This is a genomic window from Streptomyces sp. NPDC047081, assembly GCF_040643775.1.
GTDB lineage: Bacteria > Actinomycetota > Actinomycetes > Streptomycetales > Streptomycetaceae > Streptomyces.
This window is the reverse complement of sequence record NZ_JBEYUY010000016.1, coordinates 63,826-85,328: the sequence shown is the minus strand read 5'-3', so window position 1 is coordinate 85,328 and position 21,503 is coordinate 63,826. Positions and strand designations below refer to the sequence as shown.

16 protein-coding genes and 1 tRNA gene are annotated in these 21,503 nt (G+C 71.2%); 11 read left to right on the top strand and 6 right to left on the bottom strand.

Features of this window, described 5'->3' with window-relative positions:
- Positions 1-594 carry a histidine phosphatase family protein gene (locus ABZ848_RS28255; protein ID WP_360836364.1) on the bottom strand — a complete coding sequence of 198 codons (594 nt, stop codon included), beginning with the start codon at positions 592-594 and terminating at the stop codon, positions 1-3.
- A 209-nt stretch (positions 595-803) separates the two neighbouring features.
- Here ABZ848_RS28255 and ABZ848_RS28250 point away from each other — a divergent pair, with 209 nt between their 5' ends.
- The 8 genes from ABZ848_RS28250 (at position 804) to ABZ848_RS28215 (ending at position 8,946) form a co-directional block, all read left to right on the top strand.
- Entirely contained in the window at positions 804-1,751 is a 948-nt protein-coding gene (locus ABZ848_RS28250) for a phosphatase PAP2 family protein (RefSeq protein ID WP_360836362.1), read from the top strand.
- On the top strand, positions 1,702-2,838 hold the full coding sequence (locus ABZ848_RS28245; RefSeq protein ID WP_360836361.1) for a hypothetical protein: 1,137 nt from the start codon (positions 1,702-1,704) through the stop codon (positions 2,836-2,838). Before ABZ848_RS28250 ends, ABZ848_RS28245 begins: the two co-directional genes overlap by 50 nt.
- Positions 2,839-2,881: 43 nt before the next feature.
- A complete protein-coding gene (locus ABZ848_RS28240; RefSeq protein ID WP_360836360.1) occupies positions 2,882-4,480 on the top strand; it encodes a hypothetical protein in 1,599 nt (532 codons plus the stop codon).
- Positions 4,477-5,841, top strand: coding sequence for an AAA domain-containing protein (locus tag ABZ848_RS28235; protein WP_360836358.1), 1,365 nt, complete (start codon positions 4,477-4,479; stop codon positions 5,839-5,841). Before ABZ848_RS28240 ends, ABZ848_RS28235 begins: the two co-directional genes overlap by 4 nt.
- A 278-nt stretch (positions 5,842-6,119) precedes the next feature.
- Positions 6,120-6,488: a hypothetical protein gene (locus ABZ848_RS28230; protein WP_360836356.1), complete on the top strand. Its 369-nt coding sequence runs from the start codon at positions 6,120-6,122 to the stop codon at positions 6,486-6,488.
- A 121-nt stretch (positions 6,489-6,609) separates the two neighbouring features.
- On the top strand, positions 6,610-7,182 hold the full coding sequence (locus ABZ848_RS28225; protein WP_360836354.1) for a bifunctional DNA primase/polymerase: 573 nt from the start codon (positions 6,610-6,612) through the stop codon (positions 7,180-7,182).
- Positions 7,173-7,249: transfer RNA gene (locus ABZ848_RS28220), tRNA-Lys, on the top strand. Before ABZ848_RS28225 ends, ABZ848_RS28220 begins: the two co-directional genes overlap by 10 nt.
- A gap of 125 nt (positions 7,250-7,374) precedes the next feature.
- On the top strand, positions 7,375-8,946 hold the full coding sequence (locus ABZ848_RS28215) for a S53 family peptidase (RefSeq protein ID WP_360836352.1): 1,572 nt from the start codon (positions 7,375-7,377) through the stop codon (positions 8,944-8,946).
- Between the two features lie 27 nt (positions 8,947-8,973).
- On the opposite strand, the gene ABZ848_RS28210 is transcribed toward ABZ848_RS28215, so the two are convergent.
- Entirely contained in the window at positions 8,974-10,251 is a 1,278-nt protein-coding gene (locus tag ABZ848_RS28210) for a M6 family metalloprotease domain-containing protein (protein ID WP_360836588.1), read from the bottom strand.
- A 313-nt stretch (positions 10,252-10,564) separates the two neighbouring features.
- Between ABZ848_RS28210 and ABZ848_RS28205 the strand changes: the two genes are divergently transcribed.
- Entirely contained in the window at positions 10,565-12,406 is a 1,842-nt protein-coding gene (locus tag ABZ848_RS28205) for an EAL domain-containing protein (RefSeq protein WP_360836350.1), read from the top strand.
- On the opposite strand, the gene ABZ848_RS28200 is transcribed toward ABZ848_RS28205, so the two are convergent.
- The 3 genes from ABZ848_RS28200 to ABZ848_RS28190 form a co-directional block, all read right to left on the bottom strand.
- The gene (locus ABZ848_RS28200; protein ID WP_360836348.1) at positions 12,370-13,473 is read right to left on the bottom strand and encodes an LLM class flavin-dependent oxidoreductase; all 1,104 of its coding nucleotides are present in this window, start codon (positions 13,471-13,473) and stop codon (positions 12,370-12,372) included. The genes ABZ848_RS28205 and ABZ848_RS28200 overlap by 37 nt on opposite strands.
- A gap of 122 nt (positions 13,474-13,595) precedes the next feature.
- Entirely contained in the window at positions 13,596-15,044 is a 1,449-nt protein-coding gene (locus tag ABZ848_RS28195) for an amidase (protein ID WP_360836346.1), read from the bottom strand.
- A gap of 38 nt (positions 15,045-15,082) precedes the next feature.
- The gene (locus ABZ848_RS28190) at positions 15,083-16,030 is read right to left on the bottom strand and encodes a D-2-hydroxyacid dehydrogenase (protein WP_360836344.1); all 948 of its coding nucleotides are present in this window, start codon (positions 16,028-16,030) and stop codon (positions 15,083-15,085) included.
- A gap of 144 nt (positions 16,031-16,174) precedes the next feature.
- Between ABZ848_RS28190 and ABZ848_RS28185 the strand changes: the two genes are divergently transcribed.
- Positions 16,175-16,972, top strand: coding sequence for an aspartate/glutamate racemase family protein (locus ABZ848_RS28185; protein WP_360836342.1), 798 nt, complete (start codon positions 16,175-16,177; stop codon positions 16,970-16,972).
- Positions 16,969-17,700: a decarboxylase gene (locus tag ABZ848_RS28180; protein WP_360836340.1), complete on the top strand. Its 732-nt coding sequence runs from the start codon at positions 16,969-16,971 to the stop codon at positions 17,698-17,700. The genes ABZ848_RS28185 and ABZ848_RS28180 overlap by 4 nt, the downstream gene beginning before the upstream one ends.
- A 636-nt stretch (positions 17,701-18,336) precedes the next feature.
- Here ABZ848_RS28180 and ABZ848_RS28175 read toward each other — a convergent pair.
- Positions 18,337-20,928: a hypothetical protein gene (locus tag ABZ848_RS28175; protein WP_360836338.1), complete on the bottom strand. Its 2,592-nt coding sequence runs from the start codon at positions 20,926-20,928 to the stop codon at positions 18,337-18,339.
- Between the last annotated feature and the right edge of the window lie 575 nt (positions 20,929-21,503).

The window sequence follows — 21,503 nt, the reverse complement described above, 5'->3', positions numbered from 1 at the left end:
TCAGACCAGATGCCCCAGGTCGTTCCAGCTCTCGATGGCCGGTTCGCCGTATGCCCAGCCCAGCATGGACAGGGACGTCGGGTTCAGCCGGATCCGCGCGGCGAAGTCGATCGGCAGCCCCAGCCATCGCGCCCCGATCGACCGCAGGATGTGCCCGTGGGCGAACACGAGCACGTCCCGGTCCGCCGACCGCGCCCAGGTCACCACCTCGTCGGCGCGGGCGGTCACCTCGGCCAGTGACTCCCCCTCCGGCACCCCGTCCCGCCAGATCAGCCACCCCGGGCGCACGCCCTGGATCTCGTCCGGCGTCATGCCCTCGTACGCCCCGTAGTCCCACTCCATGAGCGTGTCCCATACGGCCGCACGCTCCCCGAACCCGGCGAGCTCGCACGTCTCACGCGCGCGTGCCAGCGGACTGGTGCGCACCTCGACCCCCGGAAGGCCGTCGAAAGGAGTCCGGTGCAGCCGCTCGCCGAGCAGCTTGGCCCCGCGCCGGCCCTCCTCCAGCAGCGGCACGTCCGTCCGGCCCGTGTGCTTGCCGGACAGCGACCACTCGGTCTGTCCGTGCCGGGCCAGCAGGATGCGCGGTGCCATGGGAGAACGACCCCTTCCGGAAGAGGACACAGAAGAAAACACAGGCGGAACCCGTCCATCATCGCGCACCCTGTCCTGGGGCAACCCGGCGGTCGATCTCTGCGTCTTTGAGGGCCGGGGGCGCCCCACGGGGGCGTGCACATACGCCGTACAGTGGCTCGACCGGATCTCCGGGCGCCGCGCGAGACAATGAAGGGGGAGGCGATCGGATGCCGAAGACCGAGACGACACCGGGCACCGAGGCTGCAGCCCCACGCACCCGCCTGCGCTGGTGGACCGAGCTGCCGCTGATCCTGCTCGTGTACGCCTGTTACTCGGCCGGCCGGCTGTTCGCGCGCGGCGAGACCGACGGCGCCGTCGACCACGGTCTGGCGATCCTGCGCATCGAGAAGTTCCTGCACATCAACGCCGAGCACCCGCTCAACCGGCTCTTCACCCGCGAGGCCTGGCTCGGTGTCCCGGCCGACTTCTGGTACGCGTCGCTGCACTACCTGGTCACCCCGGCGATCCTGATCTGGCTCTTCCGCGCGCGTGCCGTGCACTACCGGGCGGCCCGCACCTGGCTGATGACGTCCACCTTCATCGGCCTGATCGGCTTCACCCTGCTCCCGACCTGCCCGCCCCGACTGCTCTCGGCGGGCCACGGCTTCGTCGACACGATGGCCCAGTACAGCTCGTACGGCTGGTGGGGCGGCGCGGCCAGCGCGCCGAAGGGCCTGGCCGGCATGACGAACCAGTACGCCGCCATGCCGAGCCTGCACGTGGGCTGGGCGCTGTGGTGCGGGGTCATGCTGTGGCGGTACGGCAGGACGCGTACGACCAGGGTCGCCGCCGTGGCCTACCCGCTGCTGACCACGATCGTGGTCATGGGCACCGCGAACCACTACTTCCTGGACGCGGTGGCGGGCGCGGCCGTGATGGGCGTCGGCCTGTTCCTGACGCCGTACATGATGCGGGTCGCGGACCTGATCAGGGCGCAGCTGCCGTTCGGCGCAGGGGGCTCTCAGGTCGCAGGTTCCTCAATTGTCAGTGCCGGATGCCAGACTTCCACGGGTGAGCGATTTCCACGGCAGCGCGAGTCCCGGGCCGGATCCGGAGCCCCGCCGAGTGCCTCTCCCACGGACGCGGGGGAAGGCGCTCCGGCAGCGGCTCGCTGAGCTGCGCGGTCCCGACGTCCCGGCCAAGGCCCTCGACGCGCGCGCCCTCGCGGCCCTCGCCGCCAACCCTGGCTGCAGGCGGCGCGCGATCCTGGACGGCGCCGGGGTGGACAAGACGGCGCTGGCGAGCGCGCTGGGCTCCCCGTCGGCCTTCGGGCAGTCGCAGTTCGCGCTGACGCGGGGCAACGCGTTCGAGGCGAAGGTCAAGGCGGACGGCGGCGCGGAACTGCTGCGGCTGGTGCACGAGAAGCTGGACCGCCGTGCCGAGCCGCCCGCCGACGCGGCCGTGCCCGACCTCTCCGCGATCGGCCCCGAGGGGCGTACGGCCCGTACGGCGCTGGCGCTGCGCGAGGCGACCGAGGCGCCGGGCACCTGGACTCTGCTGGACCACCCGATGCTCGCGCTCGACGTGGCCGGCTCCCCCGCCTTCCTGGAGCCGGACGCGGTGGTCGTCCACCCCGACGGCAGCTGGACGGTCGTCGAGATCAAGTCCTTCCCGATGCTGGACGGTTCGGCCGACCCGGCGAAGGTGGGCGCGGCGGCCCGGCAGGCGGCGGTGTACGTGCTGGCACTGGAGGAGGTCGCCGCCCGCCTCGACCCGGCCCCCGAGGTACGCCACCGGGTGCTCCTGGTCTGCCCGAAGGACTTCTCCAACCTCCCGACCGCCTCGGCCGTCGACGTCCGCAAGCAGCGCGCGGTCACCGGCCGCCAGCTGGCCCGCCTCACCCGCATCGAGGACATCGCCGACGCCCTCCCCGACGGCACCTGCTTCTCCCCGGACCTGCCCACGCCCGAGCTGACGGCAGCGGTCGAGTCGGTCCCCGCGACCTACGCCCCCGAGTGCCTGTCGGCCTGCGAACTGGCCTTCCACTGCCGAGCCCGCTCCCGCGAGTCCGGAGCGGTCACGACCCTGGGCCGCTCGATCCGCGCGGAACTGGGCGGCCTGACGACGACCGAGGACGTGCTGTCGGCCGCCCGCGGCGAGACCGGCGACCCGGAGGACCCGGCGGTGGCGGCGCTGCGACGGGCGGCGGGGCTGCGGGCGGAGGCGCTCGCAGCAGCGATGGCGGGAGGTGCGGTCCGATGACTACACCCATCCCTGCGACCCCCCAACGCCCGGAGGTCACCCCATGTCCCTGATCTCCACCCTCGCCCGGCTCGAAGCCGTCACCGCCGGGCGTGCCCAGCCCGCCGCGACCGTCCGGCACCGGCACCTCTCCGACCGGCCCCTCGTGTTCGTGCCGCTCACCACCGCCGGTGAGGCCGGGGCCCCGCTCGGCGCGCTCGTCGGGACCGAGCGGGACGCGCCGCGGCTGCTCGTCGTGCCGCAGCCGCGCGACCGGGATCTGCGGTTCGCGTTCCTGGCCGAGCTCGCGGACGTCGTGCTGCCGTACATCGACACGTACGCCGAGGACGTGGAGGCCGCCGAGCGCAACGAGACCGATCCCGAGACCGGTAAGCGGGTCAAGGTCGAGGTCGAACTGTGCGCGGACGCCCCGCAGTTGATCGTGCCCAGCCGCACCGGCGTCGACTTCGTACGGCTCCTCGGCCGCTCCATGCGCTTCAGGCGTACGGCGGAGCAGGACCCGGAGACGCCGTATCCCGCGCCCCCGCGCGTGCCGCTGCTCGGCCGCTGGCTGACGCACTACGGGGAGCGGGCCCGCGTCCCCGGCTCGTCGCTGCTGCTCGCGATGACCGACGTCCTGTCCCGGCACTGGGCGACGGGCCAGTCGAACCTGGAGGACCAGCACCTGGGCGCGCTGCTCGCCTGGATCGCCCCGCCGGAGGGCATGACCGGCGCGGAGGCGGCGCTGCACGCCGAGCTCGCCCGCGACCCGCGCGGCCAGCTGCTGTGCCCGCCCGCCGGCCCTGCCACCGACCCGGCCTTCGACAACAAGCTCCTCGCCCCGGCCTTCGAGCGCTACGACCGCGCGCGTACCGCCCTCGCCACCGCCGAGGACGGCCTGGAGGCCGACGACCGGCTCGGTCAACTGACCGCCGCCGAGCGGGAGATCCGTGAGCTCGTCGACAGCCGCACCCGGCCGACCTGGGAGAAGGTCTGGGACGGCATCGATCTGCTGCGGGCCCTGCCGGCCGGCGCGCACGTCGAGGAGCGGTGGACCCGCGACCGCTGGTCGTTCACGGCCCACCGCGACCGGATCACGGCCGGCGAGCCCCCGCAGCCGCGCCGCGACGACGCGGTGACCGCCGCGAACAAGCTGGCCTCGCGCGAGCGCGAGCAGGCCCGCCTGGAGGCGCAGGAGGCCCTCGACGATCCGCTGGTGATGGCCGGGCGGCGGCTGTCCGGGGAGGCGTTCGCGGGCGAGGTCACGGACGTGGTGATGGCGTACAGCGAGAGCAAGCGGCCCAGCCCGCGCCCGCTGGTCACCGTACGGACGGACGACCGGCCGCATCTGGGCGAGCGGGCGAAGGTGTACCGCACGCTGGACGGGAAGCCGCAGTCGGCGGAGTTCGTCGGCTACGAGGAGGACGGCGCCGTGGTGGTGCTGCGTGTCCTCGACAAGATGGGCCGCGGCAAGGAGCCCGAGGCAGGGTCCGTGCCCGAGAAGGGCGACCGGCTCTGCTTCACGCTCTTCGAGCACGAGCAGCGCGGCGGCCCCAAGCTGCCCGACCCGGAGGCGACGCCGTGGACGCACGGAGGGCCGCCCGGTGGGACCGCCGCCGCGCCCGAGTCCGCCGACCCCGTGACCGCGGAGGACGTCCTGTGACCGACCTTTCCGGCCCCGGCGCCTCCCGCCCCGGCGCTTTCGACCCCGGTGCCGAGGCCTCCCGCGCCACCGCCGAGATCCTCCACGACACCCTGCACGGCACCCACCGGGGCGTGGTCGTGGACTCCCCGCCCGGCGCCGGCAAGTCCACGCTCGTCGTACGGGCCGCGCTCGAACTGGCCGACGCGGGGCGCCCGTTGATGGTGGTCGCGCAGACGAACGCCCAGGTCGACGACCTCGTACTGCGGCTCGCCGAGAAGAACCCGGAGCTGCCGGTCGGCCGGCTGCACAGCAGTGACGCCGACCCGTACGACAAGGCGCTCGACGACCTGCCGAACGTACGCAAGTCGGCGAAGGCGGCCGAGCTCACCGGCCTCTCGGTGGTGATCTCCACGGCCGCCAAGTGGGCGCATGTGAAGGTCGACGAGCCGTGGCGGCACGCGATCGTCGACGAGGCGTACCAGATGCGCTCGGACTCGCTGCTGGCCGTGGCCGGCCTCTTCGAGCGGGCGCTGTTCGTGGGCGACCCGGGCCAGCTCGACCCGTTCGCGATCGTCGGCAGCGAGCAGTGGGCGGGGCTGTCGTACGACCCGTCGGCCTCCGCGGTCACCACCCTCCTGGCCCACAACCCCGAGCTGCCGCAGCACCGCCTCCCGGTCTCGTGGCGGCTGCCGGCGTCGGCGGCGCCGCTGGTCTCGGACGCGTTCTACCCGTACACGCCGTTCCGCAGCGGCACGGGCCACGACGACCGCCGGCTCACCTTCGCCGTCCCGTCCGACGGCTCGGGCCCCGACCGGGTCATCGACGAGGCCGCGGAGTCCGGCTGGGGCCTGCTGGAGCTGCCCGCCCGGCACACCCCGCGCACGGACCCGGAGGCGGTACGGGCGGTGGCGACGGTGGTACGACGCCTGCTGGACCGAGGCGGCGCGGCGACATCGGAGCGCTCGGCCGACCCCGCCCCGCTCACCGCCGACCGCATCGCCGTGGGTACGGCCCACCGCGACCAGGCGTCCTCGGTCCGCGCGGCCCTCGCGGAACTCGGCGTCACGGAAGTCACCGTCGACACGGCCAACCGCCTCCAGGGCCGCGAGTACGACGTCACGGTCGTCCTGCACCCGCTCTCCGGCCGCCCCGACGCCACGGCGTTCCACCTGGAGACGGGTCGCCTGTGCGTCCTGGCCTCCCGCCACCGGCACGCCTGCATCGTGATCTGCCGAGCAGGCGTGACCGACCTCCTGGACGACTACCCGTCCACGGAACCGGTCCAGCTGGGAACCCTCGTGAAGTTCCCGGACGGTTGGGAGGCGAATCACGCGGTGTTGGCGCGGCTCGGGGAACATCGGGTGAGCTGGCCGGGGTGAGCGAACCAGCGATGCCAGCCGTAACACCGCCCATTCGCCGGACGGAGGCCGGCACGCCGCCGGAGGCGGCCAATGAATACAGCCCGGACGGTTGGGAGGCGAATCACGCGGTGTTGGCGCGGCTGGGGGAACATCGGGTCGCCTGGGCGCCTTGAGAGGGCGGAGGCGGGGGGGCCGGGGGTGGGATTTCTGCGGTCTCGCGGCCCTCTTGCACGGGCGCGAGACAATGGACGGTGGCCCGTGAACCCGCGAGCGTGAACCAACGAGGAGGAGAAGACATGGCGGAGCAGACGCCGCGTCGGAACGAACCGCGGCTGCGCCCCGCGCCCCTGCTCTTCGAGCCCGCGGAGGTGGCGGCCGATCCCGAGCACTTCTTCGACCTGGAGTCGATCGACGACCCCCGCGCCCTGCTCGCCCGCGCGACGGAGCTGACGCTCGCCTTCCGCGCCGCGGCGGACCGAGCGGTGGAGTTCCAGGCGATGGCCGCCGCGCAGCTCGCCGACCCCCGTCGCTTCGACCGGCTGACGCCCGCGGACATCGCCGAGCGCGCCGAGTGGACCGAGGACTACGCCAAGAAGATGGTCGAGTTCGGCCGCGACCTGCTCAGCGGCGCGGAGGGCGGCCACGGCTCGGCCGACCCGGTGTGAACACGCATCATTTCGGTCTGGCATATGCCAGGTGGGCAAGATACCCCTCCCCGCCCGCCGTTGTCCCGAATTCCGGCAACTCTCAGGAACGGAACGTTCACGCCCGGTAGATGTAGATGCCATGAGCAGCGACCGTTTCGACATCAGCGGTGTCACCCCGGACGGAGCCTCCTGGCTCGCCTCCGCAGGAACGTATCCGCGCAGCACGCTCGCCCTCTGGGAGGAGCGCCCCGAGGCCCCGGTCGTCCTGCCCTGCGGTGCCGTCTTCGACGTCGTCAACGCCCCCGCGGTCTTCGGCCGCCGGATGATCGACCGCCTGTGGGACGACGGCCCCGGGTCCGGCCCCGTCGCCGCGTTCCGGGGCCGGATGCTGCTCTTCGCCGCGCCCGGCACGGCCCAGCGGCTGCCCTCGCTGCTGCAGTGGGAGGAGTTCGGCCGCACCGGCGCGATCCCGCCGCTGCTCTGCCACGGCAACGGCGACGCGGTGACCGTCCCGTCCCTGCTCGGCACCCCCGCGCCGACCTCCGCCGACTGCCGCTGGCTGGTCGCCCCGGACACCCGCCACCCCTGGCTCCCGGGCCCGGAAATCCTGCTGTGGGCGGCCGTGCGGGCGGCCCGCGCGGCCGTACGGATATCGATTTCGTCCTCTCCGGATCAGGATGCTAAGGTCTACGACGTCAGCAGGCGCCGCTAGCTCAGTTGGTTAGAGCAGCTGACTCTTAATCAGCGGGTCCGGGGTTCGAGTCCCTGGCGGCGCACCATCTGCAACCAAGGGCGTTCTCCTTTCGGGAGAGCGCCCTTGGTCGTTTTGGCGACGGGGTTCGGCCAGAGCGTCGGCGGGCCCTTCGATGTGCGAGTCGCTGCGCCCCAGGGCGACAATTGTGATATGAGCGACCAATTTGTCACCCTTCCTGGCAGTGAACGCTCCGCCGCGCCAAAGGCACGCCGCGTCGGCCCCGTTGACGGCTCGACGCCCATCGAGGCCATGGTCGTGCTGCGCCGCCGAGCGGAGGTCCCCCACGATCTGATCGTCGGGACCGGAACGATCTCGCAGGCCGAGCTGGCCCAGCAGTACGGCGCCGACCCGGCCGACGCGGACCTGGTGCGCGAGGTGCTGGGTCGCCATGGCCTGCGGGTCACCCATGTCGACCTGGCATCCCGGCGCGCCAAGGTGACCGGTACCGCGGACGAGATGGCCGCGGCCTTCGGGGTCCGGCTGTCCCGGGCGTCGAGCCCGGACCCCACGGGCGGGGCGCCCATCGAGCACCGTCACCGCGAGGGCCCGCTGCATGTGCCCGCCGAGCTGGACGGCGTGGTCATCGCCGTGCTCGGACTGGACGACCGGCCCCAGGCCCGCCCCCGGCTGCGGCGCGCCCACGCCCGAAGCCACCGGACCTCGTACAAACCGAACGAGCTCGCCAAGGTGTACAGGTTCCCGCCCGGCACCGACGGCAGTGGCCAGATCCTGGCCGTCGTCGAACTGGGCGGCGGCGCCGACCCCGCCGAACTGGAGACGTACTTCACCTCACTCGGCGTGCCGACACCCCTGGTGACCATGGTGAGCGTCGGAACCGGCCACAACGTGCCGGGCGCGGATCCGGACGGCGCCGACGGGGAAGTGCTGCTGGACATCGAGGTCGCGGGCGCGATGGCACCCGGCGCCCACCAGAAGGTGTACTTCGCGCACAACGACGACCAGGGTTTCGTCGACGCGGTGAGCACCGCCGTCCACGCGACCCCGACGCCGGCCGCGCTGAGCATCAGCTGGGGCATGCCGGAGATCTTCTGGACCGATCAGGCCCGCACGGTGTTCGACGAGGCCCTCGCCGACGCAGCGGCGCTCGGTGTGACGGTGTGCGTCGCGGCCGGTGACGACGGCAGCGAGGACGGTGTCGGCGACGGCCTGCCGCACACCGACTTCCCGGCGTCCAGCCCGCACGCCCTGGCCTGCGGAGGCACCCGCCTGGACGCCGACCCCGGCACCGGGGCCGTGCACAGCGAAAGGGTGTGGGGCGGCCACGGAGGCGGCGCCACCGGCGGCGGAGTCAGCGAGGCGTTCAGCCTTCCGGCCTGGCAGACCAACGCCGGCGTGCCGACCGACGGAGGCGCGCCCGGCCGTGGCGTTCCGGATGTGTCGGGCGTCGCCGACCCGGCCACCGGTTACCTGGTGCTGGTGGACGGTCAGCAACTGGTCATAGGTGGCACCAGCGCCGTCGCCCCGCTCTGGGCGGCGCTGACCTGCCGACTGGTCGAGGCGCTCGGCCGGCCGATCGGCCTGCTCCAGCCTCTGCTGTACGCCGACGTCACACCCGGACACACCACCCGCGGGTTCCGGGACATCACGGTGGGTTCGAACGGTGACTTCCGGGCCGGCCCCGGCTGGGACGCCTGCACCGGACTGGGCGTCCCCGACGGAACCGAACTGCTCGCCTCGCTGAGGGAGACAGTGCCGGCCTGACGCTCCGCCAGCCGGGCCTGCCCGCACTCACCCCACCGTGATCTTCACCGTCCACGCCCCCGAAGCCGTCCGCCCCTCCGCCTCCACGCGCACCTTCGTGCCCGGCACCGTGAAGCTCTCGCCGAGGGCGACCGGGGCGTCGGCCAGGGGCGGGTAGACGGAGTTCTCCCAGCAGGCCTCGGTGTGCGGGTGGGCGTCGATCACCTGGACGGGGCCGTCGCCGGACTGGGCGCCGCTGCGGACGCGGTAGACGAGGACGCCGGAACGGCAGGTCGCCGCGTCGTTGCCGACCGGGCCGCGCGCCTCGAAGGCGAGCACGCTGTCGGGGCCGGTGCGTACGACCGCGAGCTTGGTGCCGTGGCCGAGCCCGAAGGCGGGCGCACCGGCTGCGCCCGTCACCGGCAGGCCCGGTCCCGCGCCGAGCGGCTCCAGCGTCAGCCGGGTGGTGCCCGGGTCCCGTACGCACACCACCTGGCGCGGTTCCAGCCACCCCAGCTTCCACTTGTGCCAGCCGAAGAGGTCGGGGGCCAGTCCGAACTGGCTGCCCATCAGGTCCCAGTCGCCGACGTACGTGTCCCAGTCGCCCTTGCCGTCCACCGGCCGGTGGTAGAGGTCGGGCAGGTCAAAGACGTGGCCGGTCTCGTGGGCGAGGACCAGCCGGTCCGGCGGGTGTTTCTCGAAGACGGTGACGACCCGGCGCACGTCCGTGCCGTCGGCCCGCAGCGGGGTGTCGAGGTTGACGACCTTGGTGGCGTCCGAGTCCACGCCGGGCGCGTCCGGGTCGGCGACGAAGTAGACGACGTCGTAGCGGGAGAAGTCGACCTCGGGATCGGCCGCGGCGAGCGCGTCGCGCAGGTAGGCGGCGCGGTCCTCGGGTCTCCAGTCGCGCTGTATGGCGTACGCGGTGGAGGGCTTCGGCATCCGGATCCAGTGCCAGAGCGGATGCGGGCGCAGGGTGAACCTGCCGTAGGAGGCGCGCTCGAAGAAGCGGCTGGTGGCCGGGAAGTGATCGGCGGTCAGCTGGGCCGGGGTGGTGCGCGGGGCCGAGTCCGGGAAGGACAGGAAGACCATCACCGCGTCCAGCCGGCGGACCGGGCGCGGATAGGCGGTGTTCCAGGTGTCGAGGCCCTCCGAGTGGTGGGCCTCGGTCCGCTGGAGGGCGCAGGGGCCGGCGGAGAAGGGTTCGGCCACCGAGGGGCCGGTGATCAGCGAGGTCGCCGCGAGTGCGGACAGGGTGGTGCACACGGCGGCCGTGCTGCGCAGTCGGGAGCCCCTGAAGGTTTTGAGGGGGAACTGACGCGGCACAGGGACCTCCGGGAGCGGTTCGCGGGACACCGCACCCAGCCTGTGTTGGATTGTCGTACTACGCCCTGTTTGTCTGCCCCAGAAGAGTGAGCCACCCGAAAGGCCGTCAGGCCCGACACCCCCGAATCGCTCACGGAACGTCACAAGTGGTCGGGGGGCCCAAGAACCCGCCCAGCTGCGGGCAGAAACGATCTGTCAGAAGTGCCGCTCCATCCGGGACACTGGATGGTGGCTGGAAGGCCCTCGGGTCTGCCTCTATGATCGGCACACTTTCCTGCACGGACAGCGATCGAGTGCACTGCGGGAGCTAGCGGTGAGCGGAACGTCCGAAGGGCCGGCGCCCGCGGCAGACCTCGACCGGGGCGCCGTAACAGAGAGTGACATCTACGCGGCCGTCGGTGCCGAACCACCGCCGTACCGCTCGGTCTTCGCGGCCGCGCCCCTCGCCATGGCGGTCGTCGACCGCGAGGGTCTGGTGGTGACCGCCAACGACGGCTTCGGCGCGCTGCTCGGCAGCCCCGCCGCGGCGCTGGTGGGGCGGATCGGCGCGGACCTGGTGGACCTGGCGTCCGACGCGCGCACCTGGCACGCCTACTGCGAGGTGCTGCGCGGCCGCGAGGCCCGCCTGCGCTGCACCCGGCGGCTCAAGCACCCCGACGGCCAGTCGGTCTGGGTCCAGGTCACCGTCACCCCCCTGCCCGGGCCGGAGGACGGCATCCTGCTCTCCGTCACCGACATCAGCGCCCAGCGCGAACTCCAGGGCCGGCTGCGGCACTTGCAGATGCACGACCCGGTGACCCGGCTGCCCAACCGCACACTGTTCTTCGAGCGGCTGACGGCCGCGCTGGAGGCGGGCTCGTACGAGGAGAGCGGGACCGGGCGGATCGGCCTGTGCTATCTGGACCTCGACGGCTTCAAGGCGATCAACGACACGCTCGGCCACCGGGTCGGCGACCGGCTGCTCGCCGCCGTCGCCGAACGCCTCACCCGGTGCGCCGACGAGGCCGGTTACGCCAGAGCCAGCGCGCCGCTGGTGGCGAGACTGGGCGGCGACGAGTTCGCGCTGCTGGTCGAGGACTCCACGGGCACGGAGCAGCTGGCCGACCTCGCCGAGTCCGTACTGAAGGCCGTGCAGGCGCCGTTCGACCTCGCCGGGCAGCGGCTGTCGGTGTCCGCGTCGATCGGGGTCGTCGAACGGCATGCGGCGGGCACCACGCCAACCGCCCTGATGCAGGCCGCCGATACGACGCTCTACTGGGCGAAGGCCGACGGCAAGGACCGCTGGACGCTCTTCGACCCGGAGCGCAACGCCCACCGCATGACCCGCCAGGCCCTCGCCTCCACCCTGCGCCCCGCCATCGAGCGCGGTGAATTCGTGCTGGAGTACCAGCCGTTGGTCGGCATGGAGGACGGACGGGTCAACGGCGTCGAGGCGCTCATCCGCTGGAACCACCCGCAGTTCGGCGTCCTGACGCCGAATCGGTTCATCGGACTGGCCGAGGAGGACGGCTCGATCGTCCCGCTCGGCCGCTGGATCCTGGTCACCGCCTGCCGCCAGGCGCGCCGCTGGCAACTCGACCACCCGGACGAGCCGCCGCTGTTCGTGAGCGTGAACGTGGCGGTCCGTCAGGTCTGGGACTCGGACCTCGTGGCGGACGTGGCACAGACCCTCGCGGAGACCGGACTCGCCCCGCATCTCCTCCAGTTGGAGCTGACGGAGTCGGCCGTGATGGGCTCGGCGGGCCGCCCCCTCCAGGCCCTGCAGGCGCTCAGCGAGATGGGCGTGCGCATCGCGATCGACGACTTCGGCACCGGCTACTCGAACCTGGCGTACCTGAGCCGACTTCCGGTCTCCGTCCTGAAGTTGGACGGTTCCTTCGTACGGGGCTTCCAGTACGAGGGCCGCAGCGACGAGGCCGCGCCGCCGAACCCGGCCGACGAGGTCGTCGTCGAGGCGATGATCCAGCTCGCCCACCGGCTGGGGCTGACCGTCACCGCGGAGTGCGTGGAGACGTCCGCGCAGGCCACCCGGCTTCGCAGCATCGGCTGCGACACCGGCCAGGGGTGGCTGTACTCGCGGCCGGTGTCGCCGGATCGTATCTCCGAGCTGATGGGGAATCAGCCGAGCGAGACCTCGGCGGTCGGCAACCCGTAGGCGTCCGCGATCAGTTCGTAGGAGCGCAGGCGCAGTTCGCCGCGGTGGGCGTGCGAGGTGAGCATCAACTCGTCGGCGCCGGTGCGCTTCTGGAGGGCGTCCAGGCCGTCGCGGACCTCCTCGGCGGTGCCGTGCACGATGTTGCCGCCCCAGGACCGCACGAACTCCTCCTCGTACGGGGTGAATTCGTGCTTCTCGGCCTCGTCCGGGTCGGGGAAGAGACCGGGGCGGCCGGTGCGCAGCCGGATCATGTTCAGGGCGGTGGCCCGCACCTGGCGGCGCGCCTCGCGCTCGTCGTCGGCGGCGAGGGTGGAGACGCCGATGAGGGCGTAGGGCTCGTCGAGGACCTCGGAGGGGCGGAAGGACTCGCGGTAGAGCTCCAGGGCCGGGACGGTGTTCTGCGCGGAGAAGTGGTGCGCGAAGGCGAAGGGCAGGCCGAGGGCGGCGGCGAGACGGGCGCTGAAGCCGGAGGAGCCGAGCAGCCAGACCGGCGGGCGGTGCGGGGACTGGACGCCGCCGGGAGTGGTCGCCTGGATGGGGCCGGGGATCGCGTGGATACGGCGGTAGGGGTGGCCGTCGGGGAAGTCGTCGTCCAGGAAGCGGGTCAGCTCGACGAGCTGCTGGGGGAAGTCGTCGGCGCCCTCGTTCAGGGTGTCGGTGCGGCGCAGGGCGGCGGCGGTGGCTCCGTCGGTGCCGGGGGCGCGGCCCAGGCCCAGGTCGATGCGGCCGGGGGCCATCGCCTCCAGGGTGCCGAACTGCTCGGCGATCACCAGGGGCGCGTGGTTGGGCAGCATCACGCCGCCGGAGCCGAGCCGGATGCGGTCGGTGTGGGCGGCGAGGTGGGCCAGGATCACGGCGGGCGAGGAGGAGGCGACGCCGGGCATGGAGTGGTGCTCGGCGACCCAGTAGCGGTGGAACCCGCGGGACTCCGTGAACCGGGACAGCGCGACGCTGGTGCGCAGGGCGTCGGTGGCGGTACTGCCCGCGCCGACCGTCACCAGGTCCAGTACGGAGAGGGGGACGGGGGCGCTGCCGAGCGCGGTCCCGCGGATCTCGTCTGCCGTCACGGTGAATGCCTCCTGTTTGGTACGACGCCGCATGCGCGCCTGGCTAACAGGAGGCACTCTCCGTTTTATTCCCTGGGGCTCCGCCCGAGACCCCCGATCACTCAACCGCACCCCGGTCCGAGCTAGGAAGGGGAAGACCCGGCCAGTCCGCTGCCCGCGCCGAAATGCAAAGGAGAGCGCGACGTTCCCGCGGCCTCGGCCTCGAACAGCGCGTGCGCCGCCCGCAGCACCAGGTCGTCCCGGTGCCGGGCGGCCACCAGCTGGAGGCCGACCGGCAGACCGTCCGCGTCCACCCCCACCGGGACGGTCGCCGCCGGCTGCTGGGTCAGGTTGAAGGGGTATGTGAACGGCGTCCAGCCCGTCCAGCGGCGGAAGCCGGACCCCTTCGGCACCTCGGCGCCCGCCTCGAACGCCGTGATCGGCAGGGTCGGGGTGACGAGGAGGTCGTAGGACTCGTGGAAGGCGCCCATCCGGCGGCCGAGGTCCATACGGACGTCCACCGCGGCGAGATAGTCGAGTGCCGAGTGGCGGGCGCCGATCCCGCTGATCTCCCTCAGCCCGGGGTCCAGCAACTCCCGCTGATGCGGCCCCAGTTGCTGGGTCACCCTCGCCGCCCCGGAGAACCACAGGGTGTGGAAGGCGTCCACCGGGTCGGTGAAGTCCGGGTCGGCCTCGGTGACGTACGCGCCGAGCTCCGCCAGCCGCTCCACCCCGCGCCGCACGGCCGCCGCGACCTGCGGCTGCACGGCCACCTGCCCGCCGAGCGAGGGGGAATACGCGATCCGCAGTCCGCGCACGCCCGCCGCGAGCCCGGTCGAGAACGGCCCCGGCGCCGCGTCCAGCGCCGACCAGTCCCGCGCGTCCGGCGCCCCGATCACGTCGAGCAGCAGCGCCGCATCCGCCGCGTCCCGGGTCATCGGCCCCACGTGCGCGAGCGTCCCGAACGCGCTCGCCGGATACAGCGGCACCCGCCCGTACGTCGGCTTCAGCGCGAAGATCCCGCAGAAGGCGGCCGGGATACGGACACTGCCACCCCCGTCGGTGCCGAGAGCCAGAGGCCCCGCACCGAGCGCCACGGCCGCCGCGGCGCCCCCGCTGGAGCCGCCCGCGGTACGCGACGGGTCGTGCGGGTTGCGGGTCACCCCGGACAGCGGCGAGTCCGTGACGCCCTTCCACCCGAACTCCGGGGTCGTGGTCTTGCCGACGAACACCGCGCCGTGCTCGCGCAACCGGGCGACGGAAGGGGCGTCCTCGTCCCAACTCCCCTTCTCCCAGATCGTCTTGGAGCCCTTGAGCGTCGGTGCGCCGCGCAGCAGGATGATGTCCTTCACCGTGGTCGGGACCCCGTCCACCAGTCCCTTGGGCTCCCCGCGCCGCCACCGCTCGGTCGACTCCCGGGCCTGCGCGAGCGCCTCCTCGGCCAGCAGCCGCACGAAGGCGTTCACCTCCGGCTGGATCCGCTCGGCGCGTTCCAGCACCGCGCGGGTGGCCTCCTCCGGACTGAACTCTCCCTTGCGGTACCCCTCGACGAGTCGTACGGCGGTCAGCCCGGTCAGGTCGGCGTCCGTCATCTGCCCTCCAGCGCTCGGCGGTTCAGCGGTTCGGCGGCTCAGCGTCCAGGTACGTACCCGCGTTTCTTGTCCACCACGTTCACCAGCGGCCGGCCCGCCGCCCACCGCTCGTACAACTCCACGAACTGCGTCCCGAGTTCGTCCCGCCAGCCGATCGTGTCGCCGCTCATGTGCGGGGACACGATCAGGCCCGGGACCTCCCACAACGGGCTGTCCGGGGTGAGGGGTTCGTGCTCGAAGACGTCCAGGGCGGCGCCCGCGATCCACCGCTTGGCCAGTGCCTCGGCGAGCGCGTCCTCGACCACCAGACCGCCGCGCCCGATGTTGATGAACCGGGCGGAGGGCTGCATCACGCCGAAGCGGCGCGCGTCGAACATGCCGTAGGTCTGCTCGGTCAGCGGGGCCGCCGCGATCACCCAGTCGGCGCGGGCTATGAGGCGGTTGAGGTCGTCGGGGCCGTGGATGCCGGTGTGCGGGGTGCGGCCGACGAGGGCCGTGGTGATGTCGAGGGCCTTGAGGGTGCGGGCGATCGTCCGGCCGATCGGCCCCGAGCCGACCACGACCGCGCGGGTGCCCGCCACCCGCTGCGACTCACGGTGCCGCCAGGTGCGCGCCCGCTGCAGCTCCCAGGTGGTCGGCAGGTCCTTGGCCATGGCCAGGACGAGGGCGGCGACGTACTCGGCGATGGGCTGGTCGAAGATGCCGCGCGCGTTGGTGACGACCGTGTCGGAGGCGGCGAGCTCCGGACACATCAGATGGTCCACGCCCGCGCTCGCCGTGTGCACCCAGCGCGGCCGGGGCCCCTCGCCCGGCCAGGCGCTCCGTACCGCCCGTGACGCGAAGTCCCACACCAGCAGGACGTCGGCGTGCGGCAGCCGCTCGGCGAGCGTCGAGGCGTCCGCGTGCTCGATACGGGCGCGCCCGGTGAGTCTGCCGAGGCGGGGGAGGGGTTCGGCGTCCAGGACGAGGAGGGTGGGGACGGTCATGCAGGAGGGCTCGATTCCGGGTGCGTGGCGGCCGTCTGACATGCGAGGTTTGACCACGCTCGCACCCGAACCTACCTTCGTCAACACGGGCGTTGCGTACGGTCCGTTGCTCACCTCTTTCTCACTGTGAGGGCGGTGTCCGTCATGGACGTTTCCTTCCTTGGTGGACCCCGGCCGCAGCGCGGCGTCGGAGTGGTCGCCCCCTTCGACTTCGCGCTGGACCGCGAGCTGTGGCGCTGGGTGCCCGACGAGGTCTCGCTGCACCTGACCCGGACCCCGTTCGTGCCGGTCGAGGTGAGCCTCGACCTGGCCCGGCTGGTCAGCGAGCACGAAACGCTCGACGACGCGGTCCGCACGCTGACCGCGATCACACCCGAGGTCGTCGCCTACGCCTGCACCTCCGGCAGCTTCGTCGGCGGGATCGCCGGCGAGCGGGCGATGTGCGCGGCGATGACGCGCGCGGGCGCCGTCCCCTCGATCACCACCTCGGGCGCGCTCCTGGAGGCACTGGCGGCGCTCGGAGCACGCCGGGTCGCGCTCGTCACGCCGTACACCGTCTCGGTGACCCGGGCGCTGGAGGAGTACGTCGCCGAGGCCGGCGCGAAGGTCACCGGCTGCGCCTACATGGGCCTGACCCGGCACATCTGGAAGGTCCCGTACCGCGATGTGGTCGCCATGGCGCACAAGGCGGTCCGGCGCTCGGCCGACGTGCTCTTCATCAGCTGCACCAACCTTCCGACGTACGACGTCATCCCGCAGCTGGAGGCCGAACTGCGCATTCCGGTGATCTCGGCCAACCAGGTGACGATGTGGGCCGCGCTGGCCCGGCTGGGTACCCGGGCGGTAGGGCCGTATCAGGCGCTGATCGATCCGGCGGCGCGCTCCGGTCCCGTACTGCCGGAACTCCCGGACGGTGAACAGCAGCAGGAAGGCAGGCCATGACCGCACTCGGATTCCTCTACCCGGGGCACTCCGCCGAGGACGACTACCCGCGCATCGAGCAGCTCCTGGGCAGTGACATCCGGCTCGACGTCGTCCACACCGACATCGGCACGGACGCGCACCGGGTCGACGCCCTGCTGGAGATGGGCTCGGCCGAGCGGCTCGGGGCCGGCGTCGAGGAACTGCGCATGGCGGGCGCGGACTCCGTGGTCTGGGCGTGCACCAGCGGCAGTTTCGTGTACGGCTGGGAGGGCGCCCACGAGCAGGTCCGCACCCTCGCGCTGAGCGCGGGCATGCCGGCCTCCTCGACGTCCTTCGCCTTCGTGCACGCGGCACGGGAGCTGGGCGTGCGGCGGCTGGCGGTCGGCGCGACCTACCCCGAGGACGTGGCCGGGCTCTTCGCGGACTTCCTGCGCGCGGCCGGCCTGGAGGTGACGTCGGTCCGCGGGGCCGGGATCGTCACGGCCGCGGAGGTCGGCACCTGGGGCGAGGCGGAGGTCTTCCTGCTGGCACGGGACGCCGACCGCCCCGACGCGGACGCGCTCCTCCTCCCGGACACGGCCCTGCACACGGCGGCCCACATCCCCGCCCTGGAGAAGGAACTGGGCAAGCCGGTCCTCACCGCGAACCAGGTCACGGTGTGGGAGGGCCTGCGCCTGGCCGACCGCAGGGTGAACGCGCCGACGCTGGGGGCGCTGTTCACGCGGGAGCCGATCGTGCAGGCGTGAGGAATACCGGCTTGCGTGACGCTGTGCCGTTGTTGCCTCCGGACAGGAGGCAACAACGGCACAGCACATGTGGCGCTTGTTGCTGGTTCGTGCCGGCGGTTACTTCATGTCGAGTGCGTACTCGCAGTGCACCTTCTGGGTGTACTTTTTGGTGCCCTGTGTGTAGTTCACGTGGCAGCCGCTGAGGTGCTTCTTGATACGCCCGACAATCTTGACCCTGACCATGAAGTAGTAGTCACCACTGTCTTGATGACTCCGTATCACGACGGGTTTACGGAATAGTTTGGCATTTTGGTCATGTCCCTGGATCCTGGAACGTTCTTATCCCCCTCCATGCTGTCCAGGATGTATCCGTTCGTGTCCTTCATCGAGTAGAGGGGATATCCCTCGACCAGCGCACCGGTTGGAACGTTGTCCAACCGTACCGATGTGACATGGACCGTGGTCTTCGAGTTGTTGACGAACAGCGGGAAGGCGAATCTCCAGGTGGTTCCGATTTGGGCGTTCGGGACGCCCAGGACTCCGGCAGCGGGAGGGCCCGCCGCCGCGAGAGCGTGACCCGTTGCCGGTGTGGAACTCGCCGGACCCGCGCAGGAAGCCAGGACAGCCGTGGCGAAGCCCGCCATCAGCAGTCGGCTAGAACGAGTAAAAAGTGCCGGGCTTGCCATAGAGCGTTCCCTTTGCTCCCCAGATATCGTGATCTCCTGCCTTGTTGCCGGCCTGGATCTTCTGGGTGTGGGTGCCGTTGTACATCGTCTGAGAGGAGATACCGAAGCCGAATACGGTGGCCCCCACGGTGTAGGTCATGGAACTTCCCGACGACAGAGAGAAGTACGTCCCGGCCTTCACGATGCCCCGGCGGTCGGCATGGGCCGCCAGCCAACCGTGGTACCCGTCGTACTTGGTAACGGACTTGCCGTACGTGCCCACGTAGCCGCCTGCGGGGATCTTGTAGCCGAGAGGGCGGATTTCGTAGGACGTGTAGCCGCCGCCGTGCAGACAGGTCACCGTGTTGCGCACCTTGGCGTAGTTGATGGGCACGCGCCACTGGCGGGCAAAGTATGGACCCTTCCCCGCATATCCGGTGGAGTGTCCGGTGGTCTTGGTCTCGCTGACACTGCCGGAGATGGTCCAGCCCTTGCCGTCAGTGCTGGTGGCGACGCCGATCTGACTGGACATGGTGTTGCTGTAATCGAAGCTCGCCTCAGCGTCCCAGTAGGCATGGGCCTCACCGACGGTGGTGTAAGCGACCTCCTTCTTAAGGATCTTCGAGCTGACGCTGCACGGGTTGTCCATAGGGATGACGCTGCTGTAGTCGACGCCGTCGACAATGTTGGCGGCATACGTGCTCGTGCTGCCGGTCGCGGTCTGATAGGTCGGCAGGGCTGATGTGTCGCCGTCCGGGTCGGCGGAGTCCGCGATCGATTGGGCGAGGCTGGAGACCGTGTCCGAATCGGCGGCTGTATCCGTCGTCGTGGTGACGGTGTCGAGGTTCAGCGCCAGGGTGTGCGGAGTGCTGTAGGTCTGCACGTCCTGGGCCGCCTGCGTCGTGGATGACCCCTCGGCCACCCCGGCGCTGACGTTGTCGGTCGCCGTCATCGCTTTACCGTCACTGGTGTAGCCGTTGACGGTGGCGGCCAGGTTGAGGACGCCGTTGTTGGCGTCGGCAAGTGCCTGCAGGCTGCTCGGCAGGGGATCCGGCAGGGAGTACGTCCAACTGCCGTCCGAGGTGGTGGTCGCGGTACCGACGACCGGCAGCGTGGTCTCGCCGCTGGTGTCGTCGGTCAGGGCGTCCGGCGCAGTGAGAGTCACCGTGAGGTTCGGCAGACCCGTGCCCGCAGCGTTGGTGAAGGCGCCTGACACCGCTGCCCCACCGGAGGCGGAACTCACCGTGGGCGTCGGGGTGTCGCTCACCGTGGGAGCCGCGGAGACGGCGACTGCCCCGGTGGGCTTGGGGCCTGGATCGCTCGCGGTGGGGTCGGGCGCGGTGTCGGTGGGGTCGGGTGTCGCGGTGACCTGATCGGTGGAGAACCAGCCCTCCAGGTCGACGATGAGCTGGATGGTGCCGGAACTGCCGTTGTAGATGCTCACCGCGCCCTGCGTCCCGGGTTGGGCGATCACCAGGTCGGAGGTTGAGGTACCGGCTTGGAAGGTGTCCACCGAGGTGATGGTCGGCATGGTCTGCCCAGTGGGCCACACTCGCAGATAGCCGGATTTCTGCTGGCCGGTCGCGGTCAGATTGAGCGCCGCGGCACCGAAGGTCGTCGGGATGCCGTCGTTGCCGGCCACCGCAACGCTGATGCTGCCGCCGGCCGGGATTGCCGTGGATGAGCGGGTGTCCAGCAAGCGGTCCTGGACGGCGGTGAAGGCGCCGCCGTTCGAGGGAGCTTCGGTGAAGTAGCCGTAGACGTCCAGAACGACATCGATGGACTGTGTGGACGACCCGTTCTTGAGGGTGATCTGGCCGTTCGTTCCGACCGGGATGACCGCGCCCTGCGAAGTGGTGACACTCTTGTAGTCCATGACCGGCTGCCCGGTCGAACCGCCGGTGGCGTAGGCGTACAAGCTCCCGTCATCGCCGGACGCGGGAACGATGAGGTTCGCGTAGACGGACGCTTCGTCGGTGACTCCGGCCACCCCGTCGATCTGGACGTTCAGCGTGCCACCGGGAGCGATTTGCGCTTCCGGGGCCCCCGTTCCGTTGCGGGTGTCCAGGATCCGTGCTTGTTCGACGGGAACGTATCCGCCGGGCGAGGTGGCGCCGCCGGCGGCGGTGAAGTACCCGCTGACGTCTACGACCAGGTCAACGGTGCCACTGGAGTTGTAGACGTCGATCTTCCCGTCCGACCCGACCGCGACGATCGCCGCGTTGCTCGTGGTGTCGCCGCTTGAGAAGTTGACCGTGGAACCGGGAGCGGGTTTGGTCGTTCCGTCGGGCCACATTTCCAGATAGCTGCCCGAGGAGGTGGCGTTCACCGCCTTGACGACCAGAGATACGGCTGACACTCCGGAGGAAGGCACCCCGCCCACACCCGCAACCTGGAAAGAGGTCGTGGAGGCTGCGCCGAGCGCCGTGCTGACGCCGAGAGACGATCGGGTGTCGACGATCTTGGAAGACGGCGAGACGGGGAAGAAGTCACCGCTGGAGGCGGTCGTGGCACCCGCGTGCGTCAGGCTCCCCAAGCCGAGCCATGCGAGTACCGAGAAGAGCACGACGGCGAACGCCAAGGGTCTGTGCCGGGTGCGTCTGGTTTGCAACACCTGTGAACCCCCCTATGGGTTTATGGACTTCATCCCCGATGGGGATCATGTCCGAGTTCAGAGGAGCGTAAGGATCACTTACTTCAAAGAACAACGATTATCGGCTCAAGGGCACGCAAAGAAAGCAGAGAGCCGCAGACTTTGACCTGCGCAAACGCCCTGCGCGATCACGTACACGGCTCACCCCGGAAGGTCGCCGGAATCCGCTCTCTTCGCAAGTGCGATTACGCCGCGACCGTGCAGCGACTCAGGCCGGATGGCCGCCACGTTTGCGCGTGCCGCCAAATGATCGCGACAGACATGTGCAGCTGCATCGCCAGAAATGGACCATTCCCCACCCGTCCTTACTCATGCGATTCAGGCGACCGCGCAGCCACAAAGCAGCATGAACCGTTCAACAATTCTTACGGCACGGAAAACAAATGCTAGGTGAACATTTGGAGCCGGGACAACCACTTGCCGGCTTCGGCTTACCCACGCCTCCCGCGTGACAATTGGCCACACCATGAACCCCGAGAGGGAGCTTCGCGTTCCTGACCAGC